This window comes from Brachybacterium sacelli (assembly GCF_017876545.1).
GTDB classification, from domain to species: Bacteria; Actinomycetota; Actinomycetes; order Actinomycetales; family Dermabacteraceae; genus Brachybacterium; species Brachybacterium sacelli.
This window is the reverse complement of the sequence record NZ_JAGIOD010000002.1, coordinates 1474968-1491104: the sequence shown is the minus strand read 5'-3', so window position 1 is coordinate 1491104 and position 16137 is coordinate 1474968. Positions and strand designations below refer to the sequence as shown.

Here is a 16137-nt window from a genome sequence, read left to right as displayed (position 1 = left end):
ACATGACCGAAGAAGAAACCTTGGCCCGCCGCTTCGACGACGAACGACCCCGCTTGCACGCCATCGCTACCCGGCTCCTTGGATCAGCCTCCGATGCCGATGACGCCGTGCAGGAGACCTGGCTGCGTCTGGAACGGAGTGATGCGGCAGCGATCGAGAACCTGCCTGCGTGGCTGACCACCGTCATCTCCCGGATCAGCCTCGACATGCTCAGGGCACCGAGACGTACGCGAGAGCACTCCTGGCAGGTCGAGCCCTGGCGCGATGAGCCCATCACCGTCGAAGTCGACCCTGCTGAGCTGATCGTGCAGAGTGACCGTATCAGCGTTGCACTGCTGACTCTTCTCGAGCTCTTGAGCCCGGCCGAGCGGATCGCCTTCGTGCTCCACGACGTGTTCGGACAGCCCTTCACCGAGGTCGCGACAGTGCTCGATCGCTCTGAGGATGCAGCACGTCAACTCGCTTCCCGAGCAAGACGCCGTCTCCGGGGAGCTGAGGAAGCCGGACGCCCCGGACGCGCTCGGGAACGCCACATCATTGACGCCTGGCTGGCTGCCGCCCGAGACGGCGATCTCACCCAGCTGTTGTCGCTGCTCGATGACGGTGCAGTCCTGCACGCCGACTACGGAAACTCAACCCGATCCATTCACGGAGCCCGAGCCATCGCCGCGCAAGCAGCGATGTCCGGCCGTCTGGCTGAACACTCGACGCCGATCCTCATTGGCGGTCGCCCCGGCGTCGCCGCCGTCATGAATCGTCGAGTCGTGTCGATCATGGCATTCGACACCGACGGCCACCGGATCACCCGACTCAGCGTCCTCGCCGATCAAGAGCGTCTCCCGGACCTTAAGGCTGTCCTGTAGAGCATAGAAATCACGCGATGTCCCACGACCACTGACGAATAGGAGAGGTGCGTGGACTGAATCAACGCCGGGCACCGGCGAGCCGATGGGCACCCACGCAGAACGCGTGACCTACGAAGCGCCCTGGGCGCTTCACCCTCCCCCGAGCACGGGTCTGGTGAGAAAGTCGGTCCTGAAACCACTCTCGTACACAACTCGTATCGCAGCTCGTGTGTTGCGCGTCCCGACGCACGAAGAAACCCCTCCCCGATCTTGCCTCGTGGCTGGCGGGAAGGGATTTCTGTATCCGGTGGGTCGTGAGGGGCTCGAACCCCCGACCTTCTGGGTGTAAACCAGACGCTCTGACCAGCTGAGCTAACGACCCGGGAGGGGCGTTGCCCCTTGCCTCCGCACGGGAGGTGACGTGTCACCCCACACGGGGGCAGCACAACACGCGGGTTCTCAGTTCGTGCGGCTGGCCAGGCGGGTCCCGGTCCAGTCCTTGGCCAGGCTCACCGAGCTCATGACCCGCAGTCCGGCGATCCCGGCGCACTCCTGGATCTCCCCCGGGGCGACGTGACCGTCGCGACCGGCCTTCGGGGTCAGCACCCACACGGGCGCTCCGGGCGCGAGGGTGGTGAGGGTGTCGACCATGGCGTCGGTGAGATCGCCGTCCCCCTCGCGCCACCACATGATGACGCCGTCGACGATCTCCTGGCAGTCCTCGTCCTCGAGGTCCTCGCCGAGGAAGTCCTCGATCGCATCGCGCAGGTCGTGATCGACATCGTCGTCATAGCCGAACTCCTGCACGATCTGGCCCGAGGTGAAGGACAGCACCTCGGCAGGAGAGCTGGACGAAGTGGCGTCGGCCGACGGTGACAAGAAAGGGCTCCTCACAGGAAAGGGAACATGCTGGTTGCGCCAGTCCGGACCGTCCCGAGGGCGCCGGACCGAACTGTGCGCGCATGAGTCTATGTCACCGGCCACCCTCCTGCACTCCGTACGGCGGGAAGGCCGCCCCGAGGGCGTCACGCAGCGGCCGTGGGTGTTCGGGGTCTCACACGTGAGGCGGTCCGGTGAAGGAGTCTGGCACCCCTCGCGACGGTAGGCTGATCCGAACCGAGGCCGACGGAGCCGTGCCCACCGGCGCCCACTGCTCCCGACGCCGGTCCATCGCCTCCCGTAGAGAGAAGGACAGTGTGAGTTCGCACGAGACCCCTCGTCCCATCGGCATCAACCTGCCCAGTCATGCGCAGGATCCGGACCCGGAGGAGACGCGGGAATGGTTGGACTCGTTCGACGGTCTCGTCGAACAGCGGGGCACTGACCGCGCCTCCGAGGTCGTCCAGAGCCTGATCCAGCACGCCCGCGATCAGGACCTGCACCTGCCGGACTCGCTGGCCACGGACTACGTGAACTCGATCCCGGTCGAGGAGCAGGGCGAGTACCCCGGAGACGTGGAGCTCGAGAAGGAGCTGCGCAACATCAACCGCTGGAACGCGGCGATGCTCGTCCACCGCGCCCAGAGCCCCGGCGTCTCCGTCGGCGGTCACCTCTCCAGCTACGCCTCCATCGCCACGATGTACGAGGTCGGCTTCAACCACTTCTTCCGCGGCCGCGACCACTCCGGCGGCGGCGACCACATCTTCTTCCAGGGTCACGCCTCCCCCGGCATCTATGCCCGCGCCTACCTGATGGGCCGCCTCGGCCAGGAGGACCTCGACGGCTTCCGCCAGGAGTTCTCCAGCGAGCACGGCATGCCCTCCTACCCGCACCCGCGTGCGATGCAGGACTTCTGGGAGTTCCCCACGGTGTCCATGGGCATCGGTCCGGTCGCCGCGATCGAGCAGGCCTCCTTCGACCGGTACCTCACCAACCGCGGCCTGAAGGACACCAGCGAGCAGCACACCTGGGCCTTCCTCGGAGACGGCGAGATGGACGAGGTGGAGTCCCGCGGCGCGCTGCACATCGCCGCCAAGGAGCACCTGGACAACCTCACCTTCGTGGTCAACTGCAACCTGCAGCGTCTCGACGGCCCGGTGCGCGGCAACGGCAAGATCATCCAGGAGCTGGAGAGCCAGTTCCGCGGTGCCGGCTGGAACGTCGTCAAGCTGATCTGGGGGTCCGGCTGGGACCCGTTGCTCGAGCAGTCCACCGACGGCGCTCTCATCGACCTGATGAACGCCACTCCCGACGGTGACTACCAGACCTACCGCGCCGAGAACGGCGCCTTCATCCGCGACAACTTCTTCGGCCGGGACCCCCGGACGAAGGCGCTGGTGGAGGACCTCTCCGACGACGACATCTGGTGGAAGCTCAACCGCGGCGGCCACGACGCCAAGAAGATCCACGCCGCCTTCCAGGCCGCGATGGACACCAAGGGCAAGCCCACCGTGATCCTCGCCCACACCATCAAGGGCTACCGCCTGGGCACCAACTTCGCGGGCCGCAATGCGACCCACCAGATGAAGAAGTTCACCCTCGAGGACCTCAAGGCCCTGCGGGACACCCTGCACATCCCGGTCAGCGACGAGCAGCTGGAGTCGGGCAGCGTCTACGACGCCCCGCTGTACATGCCCGAGGACGACGCCCCGGTCATGAAGTACCTCAAGTCCCGTCGTGCCGAACTGGGCGGCCCGATCCCCACCCGGCGGACAGAGCACACGGCGCTCGAGCTGCCCGGGGACAAGGCCTACGAGGTCACCCGGCGCGGCTCGGGCAAGCAGGAGATCGCCACCACGATGGCGCTGGTGCGTCTGCTCAAGGACCTCATGCGGGACAAGCAGACCGGCAAGCGCTGGGTACCGATCGTCCCCGACGAGGCCCGCACCTTCGGCATGGACTCGCTGTTCCCGACGGCGAAGATCTACAACCCGGACGGGCAGAACTACCTCTCGGTGGACCGTGACCTGCTGCTGGCCTACAAGGAGTCCACCTCCGGCCAGATCAAGCACATGGGCATCAACGAGATCAGCTCGACCGCGGCCTTCACCGCGGCCGGCACCTCGTACGCCACCCACGACTTCCCGATGATCCCGTTCTACATCTTCTACTCGATGTTCGGGTTCCAGCGCACCGGCGACTTCTTCTGGGCCGCCGGTGACCAGATGGCCAAGGGCTTCGTGATCGGCGCGACCGCCGGCAAGACCACCCTGGCCGGCGAGGGCCTCCAGCACATGGACGGCCACTCCCCGGTCCTGGCCTACACCAACCCCGGTGCGGTCATCTACGACCCCGCCTACGGGTACGAGCTCGGACACATCATCCGTGACGGCCTCCAGCGCATGTACGGCGAGGACGACCGGCTCCAGGAGGTCTTCTACTACATCACGGTCTACAACGAGCCTCTCGTGCAGCCCGCGGAGCCGGAGGACCTGGACGTCGAGGGCCTGCTCAAGGGCATGTACGTCGTGGAGCCGGCCCCCGAGGGCGACGGGCCCGAGACCCAGCTGCTCGCCTCCGGGGTCGGCGTGCCGTGGGCACGCCACGCCCGCGAGCTCCTGGCCGAGGACTGGGGCGTGCGCGCCACCGTGTGGTCGGTGACCTCCTGGAGCGAGATGCGCAAGGAGGCCCTGGAGGCCGAGAAGCACAACCTCCTGCACCCCGAGGACGAGCGCACCCCGTGGATCACGCAGCGTCTCGAGAAGGTCGACGGCCCGTACGTCGCGACCTCCGACTACGACTTCCTGGTCCCGGACCTGATCCGCGAATGGATCCCCGGCCAGTACGGCGTGCTCGGGGCCGACGGCTGGGGCTTCTCCGACACCCGTCCGGCCGCCCGCCGCCACCTGAAGATCGATGCGCACTCCATGGTCGTCAAGGCCCTGCAGCTGCTCGCCCGTGAGGGCAAGGTCGATCCGTCGCTGGTGCGCCAGGCCCTCGACAAGTACGACCTGGGCAACGTCAACGCGGGCCAGTCCGGCTCCTTCGGCGGCGAGTCCTGATCACCGCTGCGGGGCGCCCGTCCTCGTGACGGGCGCCCCGCAGGCGGTCCGCCACCGGCCCTCGTCCCGTCCGGGCGGGGTCGTTCCCCTCTCTCCCCTTCTCCCTGGAGGTTCCTGTGCTCGCGATCGTCTGCCCCGGCCAAGGGGCCCAGAAGCCCGGCTTCCTGAGCCCGTGGCGTGAGCTGCCCGGTGTCGAGCAGGCGCTGTCCTCCCTCTCCGAGGCCGCCGGAGCGGACCTCCTCCGTCACGGCACCGAGTCCGATGCCGACACCATCCGCGACACCGCCGTGGCCCAGCCGCTGCTGGTCGCCGCCGGGATCATCGCGGCCGCCCAGCTCCACGGCACGGACGAGGCGTGCCCCGCCGATGTGATCGCCGGGCACAGTGTGGGCGAGCTGACCGCCGCCGCTGTAGCGGGCGTGTTCGGCGACGAGGACGCGATGCGTCTGGTCGCCGTCCGCTCCCGGGCGATGGCGCAGTCCGCCGCAGCCGAGCCGACCTCCATGGCCGCGGTCGTCGGCGGCACCCGCGAGGACGTCCTGGCCGCGATCGAGCGGCACGGGCTCCACGCCGCGAACATCAACTCCGCCGCGCAGGTGGTGGCCGCCGGCTCCGTCGAGGCGATCGCCGCCCTCGGGGAGGACGGCCCGGCGAAGGCCCGCGTGCTCCCGCTGCAGGTGGCCGGGGCGTTCCACACGCCGTACATGGTCGGGGCCCGCGAGGAGCTCGCCGCCTTCGTCCCCTCGCTCACCGCGACCGATCCCTCCGTGCCGCTGGTCTCCAACGCCGGCGGCGAGGTCGTCACCAGCGGAGCCCGTTATCTCGACCAGATCGTCACCCAGGTCGCCTCCCCCGTCGACTGGGAGGCCTGCATGGGCACGCTGCGCAAGCGCGGGGTGACCGCGATGCTCGAGGTCGCTCCCGCCGGCACCCTGGTCGGGCTCGCCAAACGCGACCTCAAGGGCATCGCCACCGCGACCCTCAACACCCCCGACGATCTCGAGGCCGCCGGTGCGCTCGTGCGCGAGCACGCCGGCGTCACCGCCTCGACGGATCAGGAGGACTGACCATGGCAGCGCGAGTCTCCCTCCAGCACCAGCCCACCGTCCCGGGCTCCCAGGTCCTGTCCTACGGCGCCGCCCGCGGTGACCTCGTCGTCCCCAACGACGACCTGATCGAGCCGATCAACTCCTCCGACGAGTGGATCCGCCAGCGCACCGGCATCATCACCCGCACCCGGGCGAGCAAGGACGTCGGCGTCAAGGATCTCTCCCTGCAGGCCGCCCGGGAGGCGATCGAACGCTCCGGCATCGAGCTCGAGACCCTCGACGCGATCATCGTCTCGACGATCTCGTTCCCCTACCCCACCCCCTCGCTCGCCACCCTGCTGGCCGGCGAGCTGGGCCGGCCCGACGTCATCGCCTATGACATCTCCGCGGCCTGCGCCGGATTCGCCTACGGCATCGGCCAGGCCGATGCCCTGATCCGTTCCGGCAGCGCCCGCCACGTGCTGGTGATCGGTGCGGAGAAGCTCTCCGATTTCGTCGATCCCACCGACCGCTCGATCTCGTTCCTGCTGGGGGACGGCGCAGGTGCCGCGGTCGTCGGCCCCAGCGACTCACCGAAGATCGGTCCGACGGTGTGGGGCAGCGACGGCGACAACTGGAACACCATCCGGATGACGGGCTCGCTCGTGGAGTTCCGTGACGGAGAGGGCCCGTGGCCCACCCTCGAGCAGGACGGGCGCACCGTCTTCCGCTGGGCCGTGTGGCACACCGCCGAGAAGATCCGCCGCATGCTCGAGAAGTCGGGCCTGAGCATCGAGGACGTCGACGTGTTCGTCCCCCACCAGGCCAACATGCGCATCGTCGACGAGCTGGCCAAGCAGCTGAAGCTGCCCGAGGACGTCGTCATCGGCCGGGACATCGCCGAGACCGGCAACACCTCGGCGGCCTCGATCCCGCTGGCGACCCACCGCCTGCTCGCCGAGGGCGCCGCACACAGCGGCGACGTCCTGGTCCAGTTCGGATTCGGAGCCGGTCTGGCCTACGCCGGACAGGTGCTGATCCTCCCCTGACCCCGGCGGAGAGCCTCGCCCTGTCGTCCGCATCACGCCACACGGACCACATCGTCTGCGCTGCCCGAACCTCGGCGGTCGCGCGGGTAGTCTGTCACCGCCACCCAACATCCCGTTCACCTAAGGAGAACCCATGGCACACACCGATAACGAGATCCTCGAGGGCCTCGCCGAGATCGTCAACGAGGAGACCGGTGTCGCCACGGAGGACGTCCAGCTCGACAAGTCCTTCACCGATGACCTCGACATCGATTCCATCTCCATGATGACCATCGTGGTCAACGCCGAGGAGAAGTTCGACGTCCGGATCCCTGACGAAGAGGTCAAGAACCTCGCCACCGTCGGCGACGCCGTCAAGTTCATCGCGGGCGCCCAGTCCTGACCCCCGCCTGACGCCCGGGACCGCTGATGTCCCGGGCGTCGCCGATCGTCAGCCCATCCGACCCGGAGGTCCGTATGTCCGCTTCCAGCTCCCGTGTCGCCGTCACCGGTCTCGGCACCGTCAACCCCCTCGGCGTCGACGTCGCCTCCACCTGGGAGGCGGCCCTGGCCGGCACGTCCACCGCGCGCACCCTGGACAACGACTGGAAGGAGCACTACGGACTGTCCGTGGACTTCGCCTGCCAGCTCGCGCCCGGTGCACTCGACGCCCTCTCCCGCCCGCAGGCCAAGAAGCTGGACCCCTCGGGCCAGTACTCGATGGTCGCGGCCCGTGAGGCGTGGGCCGACGCCGGCACCCCGGAGGTCGCGCCCGAACGGCTCGGCGTCGTGGTCGGCACCGGTATCGGCGGCATCTGGACCACGCTGGACCAGTGGGACGCGGTCCGTGAGCGCGGCGCCCGCCGGGTGAACCCGTTCACGGTCCCGATGCTCATGGCCAACTCCTCGAGCGCTCAGATCTCGATGGAGCTGGGTGCCCGGGCCGGGGCGCACACCCCGGTCTCGGCCTGCGCCTCCGGAGCGGAGGCCGTGTCACTCGGCATGGGCATGATCCGCGACGGCCGCGCCGACGTGGTCGTCGTCGGCGGCACCGAGGCCTGCATCCACCCGATGACGCTGGCGGCCTTCGCGAACATCCGTGCGCTCTCGGGCCGGGTCGACGATCCGGAGCACGCCTCGCGCCCCTACGACGTGGACCGTGACGGCTTCGTGCTCGGTGAGGGCGCCGCGATCCTGGTGCTCGAGAGCGAGGAGCACGCCGCGGCGCGCGGTGCCCGGGTGTACGCCTACGCCGCCGGGCGCGGCATGGCCGCGGACGCCCACCACATCTCCGCTCCCTCGGCGGAGGGTCAGGCCCGTGCGGTCCGTGAGGCGATCGATGACGCGGGTGTCGCGGCGCAGGACGTCGTGCACGTCAACGCCCACGGGACCTCCACCCCGCTCGGGGACATCGGTGAGCTCAGCGCGGTCTCGGACGCCCTCGGCGGGGTCACCGACCAGCTCGTGGTGACCTCGACGAAGTCGATGACCGGCCATCTGATGGGCGGCGCCGGGGCGCTGGAGTCGCTCTTCTCGACCTTGGCCGCACATCATCGCGTCGCCCCGCCCACGATCAACATCGAGACCCTCGACCCCGAGGTCTCGGTGCGGATCGCGCAGAATGCCCCGGTGGACCTCCCGACGGGGGACATCGCCGTGCTGAACAATGCCTTCGGCTTCGGCGGCCACGACATCGCGGCGGTCTTCACCAGCGCCTGACCGGCGCGGCGGTCTTCACCAGCGCCTGACCGGCGCGGCGAGGAGTTCTCCTGCGCACGATGTCCGGGACCGGTTCCCGGAACCCTGCCCCCGCGGGCAGGCTTCCGGGAGCCGGTCCCGATGTCGTCGTGCTCGAGGTCCCCGCGGGCCCGGTGGTGGCCGGGCCGTGCCTGGTCAGCTCACGCGGTGCAGCCAGCGCATCGGGGCGCCATCTCCGGCGTGGCGGTAGATCTCGAGGTCCTCGTCCCAGGGCTCGCCGAGCGCGATCCCCAGTTCGCGGCGCAGGGCTCGCGGATCCTCCCCCGCCCGCTCCATGCAGCCCCGCACATGGTCCTCGGTCAGCACGGTGTTGCCGGCATGATCGGTGGCGGCATGGTGGATGCCGAGCTCGGGAGTGCAGCTCCAGCGGGCTCCGTCACTCGCGGCGGTGGCCTCCTGGGTCACCTCGAAGCGCACCTCGTGCATCCCGCGCAGTGCGCTGACCAGACGGGCACCGGTGTCGTCGCGCCCGCGCCAGGTCATCTCGGCGCGCAGCAGACCGCGCCCGACGTGCTGCTCCTCCCAGCGGATGCGCGAGGGCGCGCCGAGAACTCCGCTGGCGGCCCATTCGACATGCGGTGCGAGGGCTCGCGGCGCGGAGTGAACATACAGAACGCCCTGAGTCATCTCGTTCCTTCCGGTGTCCGATGCGTCTTCCCCAACGAATCGGTACCGTCCGGACGGTGCGAGCTGCAGGAGGGCTCCTGTCTCTCCCGCAGAGCTTAGAGGGTCTCCCTGATCTGGCGCAACGCCTTCTTCCTCACCGCGCGTTCGAGGCCGTCGATGTAGAGCTCTCCGTCGAGGTGGGCGACCTCGTGCTGGATGAGGCGGGCGATGATGCCCTCGCCGGCCAGCTCGACCTCCTCGCCGCCCACGTCCGTGCCCACGCAGCGGGCGAAGGCGGAGCGGGTGCGCGGGAAGAACAGTCCCGGCACCGACAGGCAACCCTCGTCATCGTGCTGGAGCTCCTCGGAGAGCTCGACGATGACCGGATTGATGATGTGCCCGATGCCGTGGCCCTGCAGGTGCCAGGAGAAGGCGCGCTGGCTGATGCCGATCTGGTTGGCTGCCAGCCCCGCGCGGGCCTCGTCATCCACGGTCTCCTCGAGATCACGGATCAGACCCCGGGTGCCGTCGGTGATCGTGCGGATGGGGTCGCAGGGTGTGCGCAGCACGGGGTCGCCGACCAGGCGGATGGAACGGATGCTCATCGTGCGTCCCCGTCCTGCTGCGCCTGTCCGGTCTGAGCGGACTGAGCGGCCTGAGCCCCGGCCCCGAGGACGTCGTGGGTCACCTCGACCCCGGGCACGACGGTGCGCTCGACCGTGCAGCCGGCGGCGACGGCACGACCGAACACCGTCACGACCCCGTCGATCTCGGCCTCGGTCAGCCCCTCCAGCGGCAGCTGGACCTGTTCCGTGATCTGCGCGTACCGGTTGTCCTCGTCGGAGGTCCCGTGCGCCCATAGGCGCATCGCGAAATCCTCCCCGAGACGGCGGGAGAGGTTGATGTCGGAGGTCATGCCCGCGCAGCCGATGAGCCCCAGCTTGAGCAGCTCGCCGGGGCTGATCTCGCCCTCCCCCTTGCCGATGGGGATCTCTACGCCGCGCTGATTGCGTCCGACCAGGGTGCGGTGCCCGGTGCGGTCGGCCCAGACACTCTCGGGCGTGGCCTCCTCGGGGACGGGGAGGTGATCATCGGGGACGGAGGGCATCGTCCTTCTCCTTCGCGGGAACCATGGGGGGGGAGAGAGAAATGACGCAGCCCCGGGGGTGTCCCCGGGGCTGCGTTCCTGCTGTGGCTCCCGCAGTTGGATTCGAACCAACAACCCTTCGATTAACAGTCGAATGCTCTGCCGTTGAGCTATGCGGGATCGACCTGGACAACAGTAGCAGGACCGGATGCTGCCCGCACCCTCGATCAGGGCTCCGACCGGGCGCTATGCCCTATCTCACCTCGTCGGGGCCGGGCTGCTGGGAGGGGTCGGTGGAGTCGCGGACCCTCAGCTCCGGCTCGAGGGCGCGCACCTCGCTCTCCGCCTCCTCGACGGGTCCGCCGCGGTGCCGTCGCGCCGCGGAGACGACCTCGAGCAGCCGGGTGGCGGTCACCCCGCCGTACTCCACGGCGGAGCGTCCGATGGCGGTGATGGCCGGACGGTGGGTGCGGGCCAGGGGTGAATCCTCGTAGCTGGCCACGGCGATGTCGCCGGGGATCGCAACGCCGCTCTCGGCGAGGACCTGAGATCCTGCCAGCGCCATCTCGTCGCTGTCGAAGACGATCGCCGTCGGCGGGTGCTGCCCGCTCAGCAGCTGTGCGGTCGCGACCGCGGCATCCTCGGCACCGAAGCCCGCATCCTGCAGTTCGCCGTGCAGGCCGAGCTCCGCGCAGCGTCCCAGGAAGGCGTGGTCCCGCTGGGCGGTGTGGAGGAACGCGGAGGTGCCCGCGACGCGTGCGATCCGGCGGTGCCCGCGCTCGGCGAGGTGGTCGACCAGCAGCTGCGTGGCATGGGCGTCGTCGACGTAGACCGACGGCAGCGACCCGTGGTTCCCGGGCCCGCCGACGACGAGCGCCGGCTGGCCGAGCTCCTCGAGCGCCGGGATCCGCGGGTCGTCCACGCGCAGGTCCACGACCACCACACCGTCGACGCGGCGCTGCGCGAACCAGCGGCGATAGGTGTCGATCTCCGCCTCGGGCGAGTCCACGATCTTCATCTGCAGCGAGTAGTCCTGGGCGCTGAGGACCTCCTGCAGCCCCGCGACGAAGGCCCCGAAGAAGGCCTCGTTGCCGAGCACCTCCGCCGGGCGGGCCAGCACCATGCCGACGGTGAGCACCGGCGCTCCGGCCAGGGCTCGCGCGGCCGGGGACGGTTCCCAGTCCAGCTCCCTCGCGATCTCCATGATCCGGGTGCGAGTCGCCTCCGAGACGCCGGGCCGTCCGTTGACGGCGAGGGACACCGCGGCAGAGGTGACGCCGGCGCGGCGTGCGATGTCCGCGATCGTGACACGCTGGCCGCGCCCGCTGCCGCGGGACGGGGAGGAACTGCTGGTGCTCATCGTCGCCCTCTCCGTCATCCCTTCGACACCGCGCCGCCTCGCAGTGTTACTTGAGCGCTACAGTAGCACCGGGTCGTCACCGTCGTGCCGGCCTGTCGCTGTCCCCTGCCCAGGACCCCGGCCCGACCCCTCGCCACCGGCTGCGGCCGACGGAAGGACGACGATGCCTGCCCCCTCCCCTGCACCGACCGGATCCGGAGCCCCACGCTTCGGAGTGAACTACACGCCGCGCACCGGATGGTTCCACTCCTGGCTCGACCTGGATCCGGACGCGGTCGGCGAGGACCTCCAGGCGATCGCGTCCCTCGGCGCGGACCACGTGCGGGTCTTCCCGCTGTGGCCGCTGCTGCAGCCCAACCGGACCCTGATCCGGCTCCGAGGCCTCGAGGACGTGCGCACCGTGGTCGACATCGCCGCCACGGTCGGGCTGGACGTCGTGGTCGACGCGATCCAGGGACACCTCTCGAGCTTCGACTTCGTTCCCAGCTGGCTGGCCACCTGGCACCGCCGCAACATGTTCACCGACCCCGCGGTGGTGGAGGCGACCGCCGAGCTGGTGCACTCCCTCTCGGCCCGTCTCGCGGACGCACCGAACCTGGTGGGACTCACGCTGGGCAACGAGGTCAATCAGTTCTCCGCCTCCAACCATCCCGACCCGGACGTCACCTCGGTCGCGGAGGCCGAGGCCTGGACGCGCACCCTGCTGGCGGCGGCCCGCGCGGGAGCACCAGGAGGAATGCACACGGTCGCCAACTACGACGCGGCCTGGTTCATGGACGACCACGCCTTCACCCCCGACCAGTCCGCGTCCCTCGGTGACGCCACCGTCGTGCACTCCTGGATCTTCGACGGCACCGGGCAGCGCTACGGCGCCCGCTCCTTCGAGGTCGCGCACCGCGCTGAGTACTACCTCGAGCTCGCTCGCGCCTTCTCCCCCGCTCCCCAGCGCCCCTTGTGGTTGCAAGAGGTCGGCGCTCCGCGCAGCATCCTCACCGAGCAGGAGGTGCCGTGGTTCGTGCGCAGCACATTCGAGACGGCGATGCAGTGCCCCGAGCTGTGGGGCATCACCTGGTGGTGCTCCCATGACGTCTCCCGCTCGCTGGCGGACTTCCCGCCGCTGGAGCACACCCTCGGGCTGTTCGACGAGCACGGCAGGATCAAGAACGCCGGGGAAGCCTTCCGCGATGCCGTGGCCGCAGCCCGCGAGGCCGCTCCCCCGGCGCCCCGCGGCCGGGAGATAGAGTTCCCCGTCGGCCGGGACCCACTGCTGGAGCGCAGCGCTGCTGCGCCGGGCGGCTCGGTGTTCGAGGCCTGGATGGACGCCTCCCGTGCCGGTGAACGGCCGACGGTCCGAGTGGTGCGGGAGCGAGCAGCGATCACGGCGGGCGACACCCGCACCGGTGGCGCCGCAGCGACCCGTCCCGTCCCCTGAACCCTGCGCATCCGGCCAGGTCACAGGGGCACGACGTGGTAGATTCTTCCGGGCCCCACCGTGGGTCCACGGCCCAGTAGCTCAGCCGGTCAGAGCAGCGGACTCATAATCCGTCGGTCGCGGGTTCAAGCCCCGCCTGGGCTACCAGTTCAGAAGCGAATTCGATGGGAACGGCCGTTACGCAGTACGCACCGGGAATGCAACGGCATCAATCCAGGAACCGCGGGCGCGCACGTCATCATCCATGAGTGACGCGCACACCTCCAAGGTCATCGTCGCGGACTCATGGCCCATTATCCGCTGTGCCACGCGCCGTCGCACCTCACCACGTAGCGTCCCCTCCCCCGAAACCTCTTTTCACATATGCCGCCCCTGCCGCTGGTCCATGACAGGCAAGGGAACTGCGTTCAGGAGCGTGCACGATGCCGCCCGGGCCGTGCCGCGAGGTTGCGCACCAGAACCCACATGGCGGCGAGGTACGCGAACACCAGCATCTGGGAGCCGGTGATCCATTGAGCTGACCATGCGTCACCGAGAGTCTGCCCGGCAAGGAACGTGATCAGAACAATGGCGAGTGCGCTCAGTGTTCCGACGGCGGCATCATCGTGACGGCTGTTGTGAAACATGATTGGTCCTCACATCGCTGGACGAACTTTTTATCTGTACTGCTCATCATGCCAGACCGCGATCACGCCAGCATTCTCCTCGATACACAAGTGGAGTGCTGATGTAGCAGCCCGGATAGGGAAATCACATTCTCACCGGACTGTTTGCGTCGACCGCACGAGCAGGTTTCTCGAATCGATCCCGCGCGTCGGGCCGTCGTGACGCCGTGCGCCGTTGTCCGATCCGCTCACCAACGATGCCCGCGTCCACCGCGCGGAATCCGGCAGGATCGTCGCCTCCCGGCATGAACGCGACGGACCCGGGGACGGTCATCCGGGGAATCACATCCGCCTTAAGCATTCGATCGACAGACACTTCGCGGAGCATCTGGGCTGAGGGGCCCGCCATACTTCCAGGAGATCCGGTCGCGAGACCGCGCCGAACGGTCAGAGCCTGAAGCGAGGAGTGCCGAGAGTGAAGATCACGTGGGACGAGTACGGGATGCCGACGATCACCGCCGACGACGACCTCGGGGCCTGCCGTGGATTCGGTTACGCACAGGCCCTGACACATGCCACTGCGATTCTCGAGCTCTACGGCATCGCCCGGGGACGGGCGGCCTCGATGTGGGGCGAGGAGTTCGTCGAGGGCGATGTGATGCACGCGCGGTTCGGCCTCGACGCCGCGGTACAGACGTGGTGGCTCGCGCAAGAAGACCAGACCCTCACCCGTCTGGAGGCGTTCTGCGACGGCTTCAACGAGGCCTGCGCTGAGGATCCGGCCCGCGGTGGCGATCGCCGCGAGGCGTTGCCGATCACCCCTCGTGACGTGGTCGCGCACACCTTCGCACTGTTCTTCGGGTTCGCGCGGTTCTGGGACCAGGAGCTCGCGTTCCCGGCCGTCGGAGGTCCCGGGCTTCTCGGCGGAGGATCGAGCGCCTGGGCGGTGTCCGCCGAGAAATCATCGACCCATGAGTCGCTGCTGCTGGTGAATCCGCATATCCCGTGGGTCGGACCGTACAGGTTGTTCGAGGCGCGGACGATGTCGCCGGGCCGGAGGTGCCATGGCGTCACCCCGATCGGGTTCCCGTGGCAGTCCTTCGCCTATACCTCGCACCTCGGGTGGACCCACACCGTGAATCCCCTTCCCCAGCTGTGGGTGTACGAGCTCGAGGTGAGCGGTGACCAGTACCGCTTCGACAGCGATCTGATCCCGTTCACGACCCAGGAGCACGTGGTGGAGGTGCGCGGGGGTGACGCAGTGAGAGTGACCGAGCGGCGTAGCGTCCACGGACCCGTGACGGAAGCCCCGGACGGGACACTCGTCGCGATCCGTGTCGCCGGGGTCCTCCACGAGCCGGTCACCACGGCGCTGGAAGCCTGGTGGCAGATGTCCCTGGCCGAGACCGTCCCCGCCCTGTTCTCGGCGCAGGAACGTCGGCCGCTGCCGATGTTCAACATCATCGCGGCGGACTCCACCGGATCGGTCGGTGCCGCGTTCTGCGGAGCCACGCCCCGAAGACCAGGTGGCGCCTTCGATGATTCCCGGCGCCGACTTCCCGGGGATGACCCCGCCCAGATCTGGGAGCGCTTGAACCCGCCGAGCAGTCTGCCCAAGGTCATCGATCCGCAGTGCGGGTGGGTCCAGAACGTCAACGAGACCCCCTGGTGGTTCTGCGATCCTCCGCTGGATCCGACCGACTACCCCGACGGCATCGCTCCGGATCCCGCTCAGATCCGCGACATCCGCTCTCCCCTGTCCCGGGCAGCGATGAGCAGATCCCCACGGATCTCCCCGCACGATCTGCTGGACCTGAAGTGGAGCACCCGCGTGCACCTGGCGGACATCGTCCTCGACGACCTCCTGACCGCCGCTGCGTCGGAGGACCTGGGCGAAGCCGTGGAGGTGCTGCGGCGCTGGGATCGACATGCCGAGGCCGGCAGCCGCGGCTACCTCCTGTTCCACCTGTGGGCGCACGACCACTTCCCCGTCGGCGACGTCGTCATGGACGACAGCCGCCTCGGCACTGCCCGTGAGGCGGGCGGACTGCCCACCGGCCTGCTGAATCCCGCAGCTGCAGTGGACTCCTTGCACCGTGCCGCAGAGGCCCTCGCGCAGCTGGGTCGACCGCTGGATGCGGCCTACGGCGACGTCGCACTGATCGGAGCCGCGCCGGAGGATGTGCCGGCCAGCGGCGGTCCCACGTACTTCGGCCTGTTCGCATGCCTGGAGATCGTGCCTGCCCCGACGGACTGGCCCGCCATCGGAGGCGACACCTGGATCTCCCTCATCCGGTTCGGCGGTCAGGGCAGGGCCGCCTCCAGCATCCTCCTGCCGGGCTCGGCAACCGAACCCGGCGCCCCTGCCCACCGCCCGCAGGCTCCGCACTTCGTCGAGAAGGTCCTGGTTCCTCACCAGCCCCTCGCCTGATCAGGAGCACGCCCGG

Annotated in this window: 14 protein-coding genes and 3 tRNA genes; 9 read left to right on the top strand and 8 right to left on the bottom strand. The window is 69.1% G+C overall.

The features are described 5' to 3' along the window. Positions 1 to 2 precede the first annotated feature (2 nt). Positions 3 to 863, top strand: coding sequence for a sigma-70 family RNA polymerase sigma factor (locus JOF43_RS21160; protein WP_209905110.1), 861 nt, complete (start codon positions 3 to 5; stop codon positions 861 to 863). A 290-nt stretch (positions 864 to 1153) separates the two neighbouring features. Here the strand turns inward: JOF43_RS21160 and JOF43_RS21155 are convergent. Both JOF43_RS21155 and JOF43_RS21150 read right to left on the bottom strand, forming a co-directional pair. After that, positions 1154 to 1227, bottom strand: a tRNA-Val gene (locus JOF43_RS21155). Between the two features lie 77 nt (positions 1228 to 1304). Beyond that, a complete protein-coding gene (locus tag JOF43_RS21150) occupies positions 1305 to 1724 on the bottom strand; it encodes a DUF3052 domain-containing protein (RefSeq protein ID WP_209905109.1) in 420 nt (139 codons plus the stop codon). 317 nt (positions 1725 to 2041) lie between these two features. On the opposite strand from JOF43_RS21150, the gene aceE reads away from it, so the two are divergent. From aceE to JOF43_RS21125, 5 genes are all read left to right on the top strand, one after another. Next, positions 2042 to 4786: a pyruvate dehydrogenase (acetyl-transferring), homodimeric type gene (gene aceE, locus JOF43_RS21145; RefSeq protein WP_209905108.1), complete on the top strand. Its 2745-nt coding sequence runs from the start codon at positions 2042 to 2044 to the stop codon at positions 4784 to 4786. Between the two features lie 116 nt (positions 4787 to 4902). Next, on the top strand, positions 4903 to 5853 hold the full coding sequence (locus tag JOF43_RS21140) for an ACP S-malonyltransferase (protein ID WP_209905107.1): 951 nt from the start codon (positions 4903 to 4905) through the stop codon (positions 5851 to 5853). Between the two features lie 2 nt (positions 5854 to 5855). Then, positions 5856 to 6863, top strand: coding sequence for a beta-ketoacyl-ACP synthase III (locus JOF43_RS21135; RefSeq protein ID WP_209905106.1), 1008 nt, complete (start codon positions 5856 to 5858; stop codon positions 6861 to 6863). 133 nt (positions 6864 to 6996) lie between these two features. Then, complete coding sequence (locus JOF43_RS21130; RefSeq protein ID WP_209905105.1) at positions 6997 to 7245, top strand: acyl carrier protein; 249 nt, start codon at positions 6997 to 6999, stop codon at positions 7243 to 7245. A 74-nt stretch (positions 7246 to 7319) separates the two neighbouring features. Continuing rightward, positions 7320 to 8561, top strand: coding sequence for a beta-ketoacyl-[acyl-carrier-protein] synthase family protein (locus JOF43_RS21125; protein ID WP_209905104.1), 1242 nt, complete (start codon positions 7320 to 7322; stop codon positions 8559 to 8561). A gap of 174 nt (positions 8562 to 8735) precedes the next feature. Here the strand turns inward: JOF43_RS21125 and JOF43_RS21120 are convergent, their stop codons facing one another. The 5 genes from JOF43_RS21120 to JOF43_RS21100 form a co-directional block, all read right to left on the bottom strand. Further along, positions 8736 to 9227 carry a DUF3145 domain-containing protein gene (locus JOF43_RS21120; RefSeq protein ID WP_209905103.1) on the bottom strand — a complete coding sequence of 164 codons (492 nt, stop codon included), beginning with the start codon at positions 9225 to 9227 and terminating at the stop codon, positions 8736 to 8738. A gap of 95 nt (positions 9228 to 9322) precedes the next feature. Further along, positions 9323 to 9811 (bottom strand): peptide deformylase, encoded by a 489-nt coding sequence (locus tag JOF43_RS21115; protein ID WP_209905102.1) that lies wholly within the window; start codon positions 9809 to 9811, stop codon positions 9323 to 9325. Further along, the gene (locus JOF43_RS21110) at positions 9808 to 10314 is read right to left on the bottom strand and encodes an OsmC family protein (RefSeq protein ID WP_209905101.1); all 507 of its coding nucleotides are present in this window, start codon (positions 10312 to 10314) and stop codon (positions 9808 to 9810) included. The genes JOF43_RS21115 and JOF43_RS21110 overlap by 4 nt, the downstream gene beginning before the upstream one ends. Before the next feature lie 84 nt (positions 10315 to 10398). Continuing rightward, positions 10399 to 10473, bottom strand: a tRNA-Asn gene (locus JOF43_RS21105). A 73-nt stretch (positions 10474 to 10546) separates the two neighbouring features. Then, positions 10547 to 11653: a LacI family DNA-binding transcriptional regulator gene (locus JOF43_RS21100; protein WP_209905100.1), complete on the bottom strand. Its 1107-nt coding sequence runs from the start codon at positions 11651 to 11653 to the stop codon at positions 10547 to 10549. Positions 11654 to 11816: 163 nt separating this feature from the next. On the opposite strand from JOF43_RS21100, the gene JOF43_RS21095 reads away from it, so the two are divergent. Further along, the gene (locus JOF43_RS21095) at positions 11817 to 13085 is read left to right on the top strand and encodes a glycoside hydrolase 5 family protein (RefSeq protein WP_209905099.1); all 1269 of its coding nucleotides are present in this window, start codon (positions 11817 to 11819) and stop codon (positions 13083 to 13085) included. A 70-nt stretch (positions 13086 to 13155) separates the two neighbouring features. Next, positions 13156 to 13232, top strand: a tRNA-Ile gene (locus tag JOF43_RS21090). A gap of 260 nt (positions 13233 to 13492) precedes the next feature. Here JOF43_RS21090 and JOF43_RS21085 read toward each other — a convergent pair. Then, positions 13493 to 13711 (bottom strand): hypothetical protein, encoded by a 219-nt coding sequence (locus tag JOF43_RS21085; protein WP_209905098.1) that lies wholly within the window; start codon positions 13709 to 13711, stop codon positions 13493 to 13495. Positions 13712 to 14165: 454 nt separating this feature from the next. Between JOF43_RS21085 and JOF43_RS21080 the strand changes: the two genes are divergently transcribed. Beyond that, the gene (locus JOF43_RS21080) at positions 14166 to 16121 is read left to right on the top strand and encodes a penicillin acylase family protein (protein ID WP_209905097.1); all 1956 of its coding nucleotides are present in this window, start codon (positions 14166 to 14168) and stop codon (positions 16119 to 16121) included. Positions 16122 to 16137 lie beyond the last annotated feature (16 nt).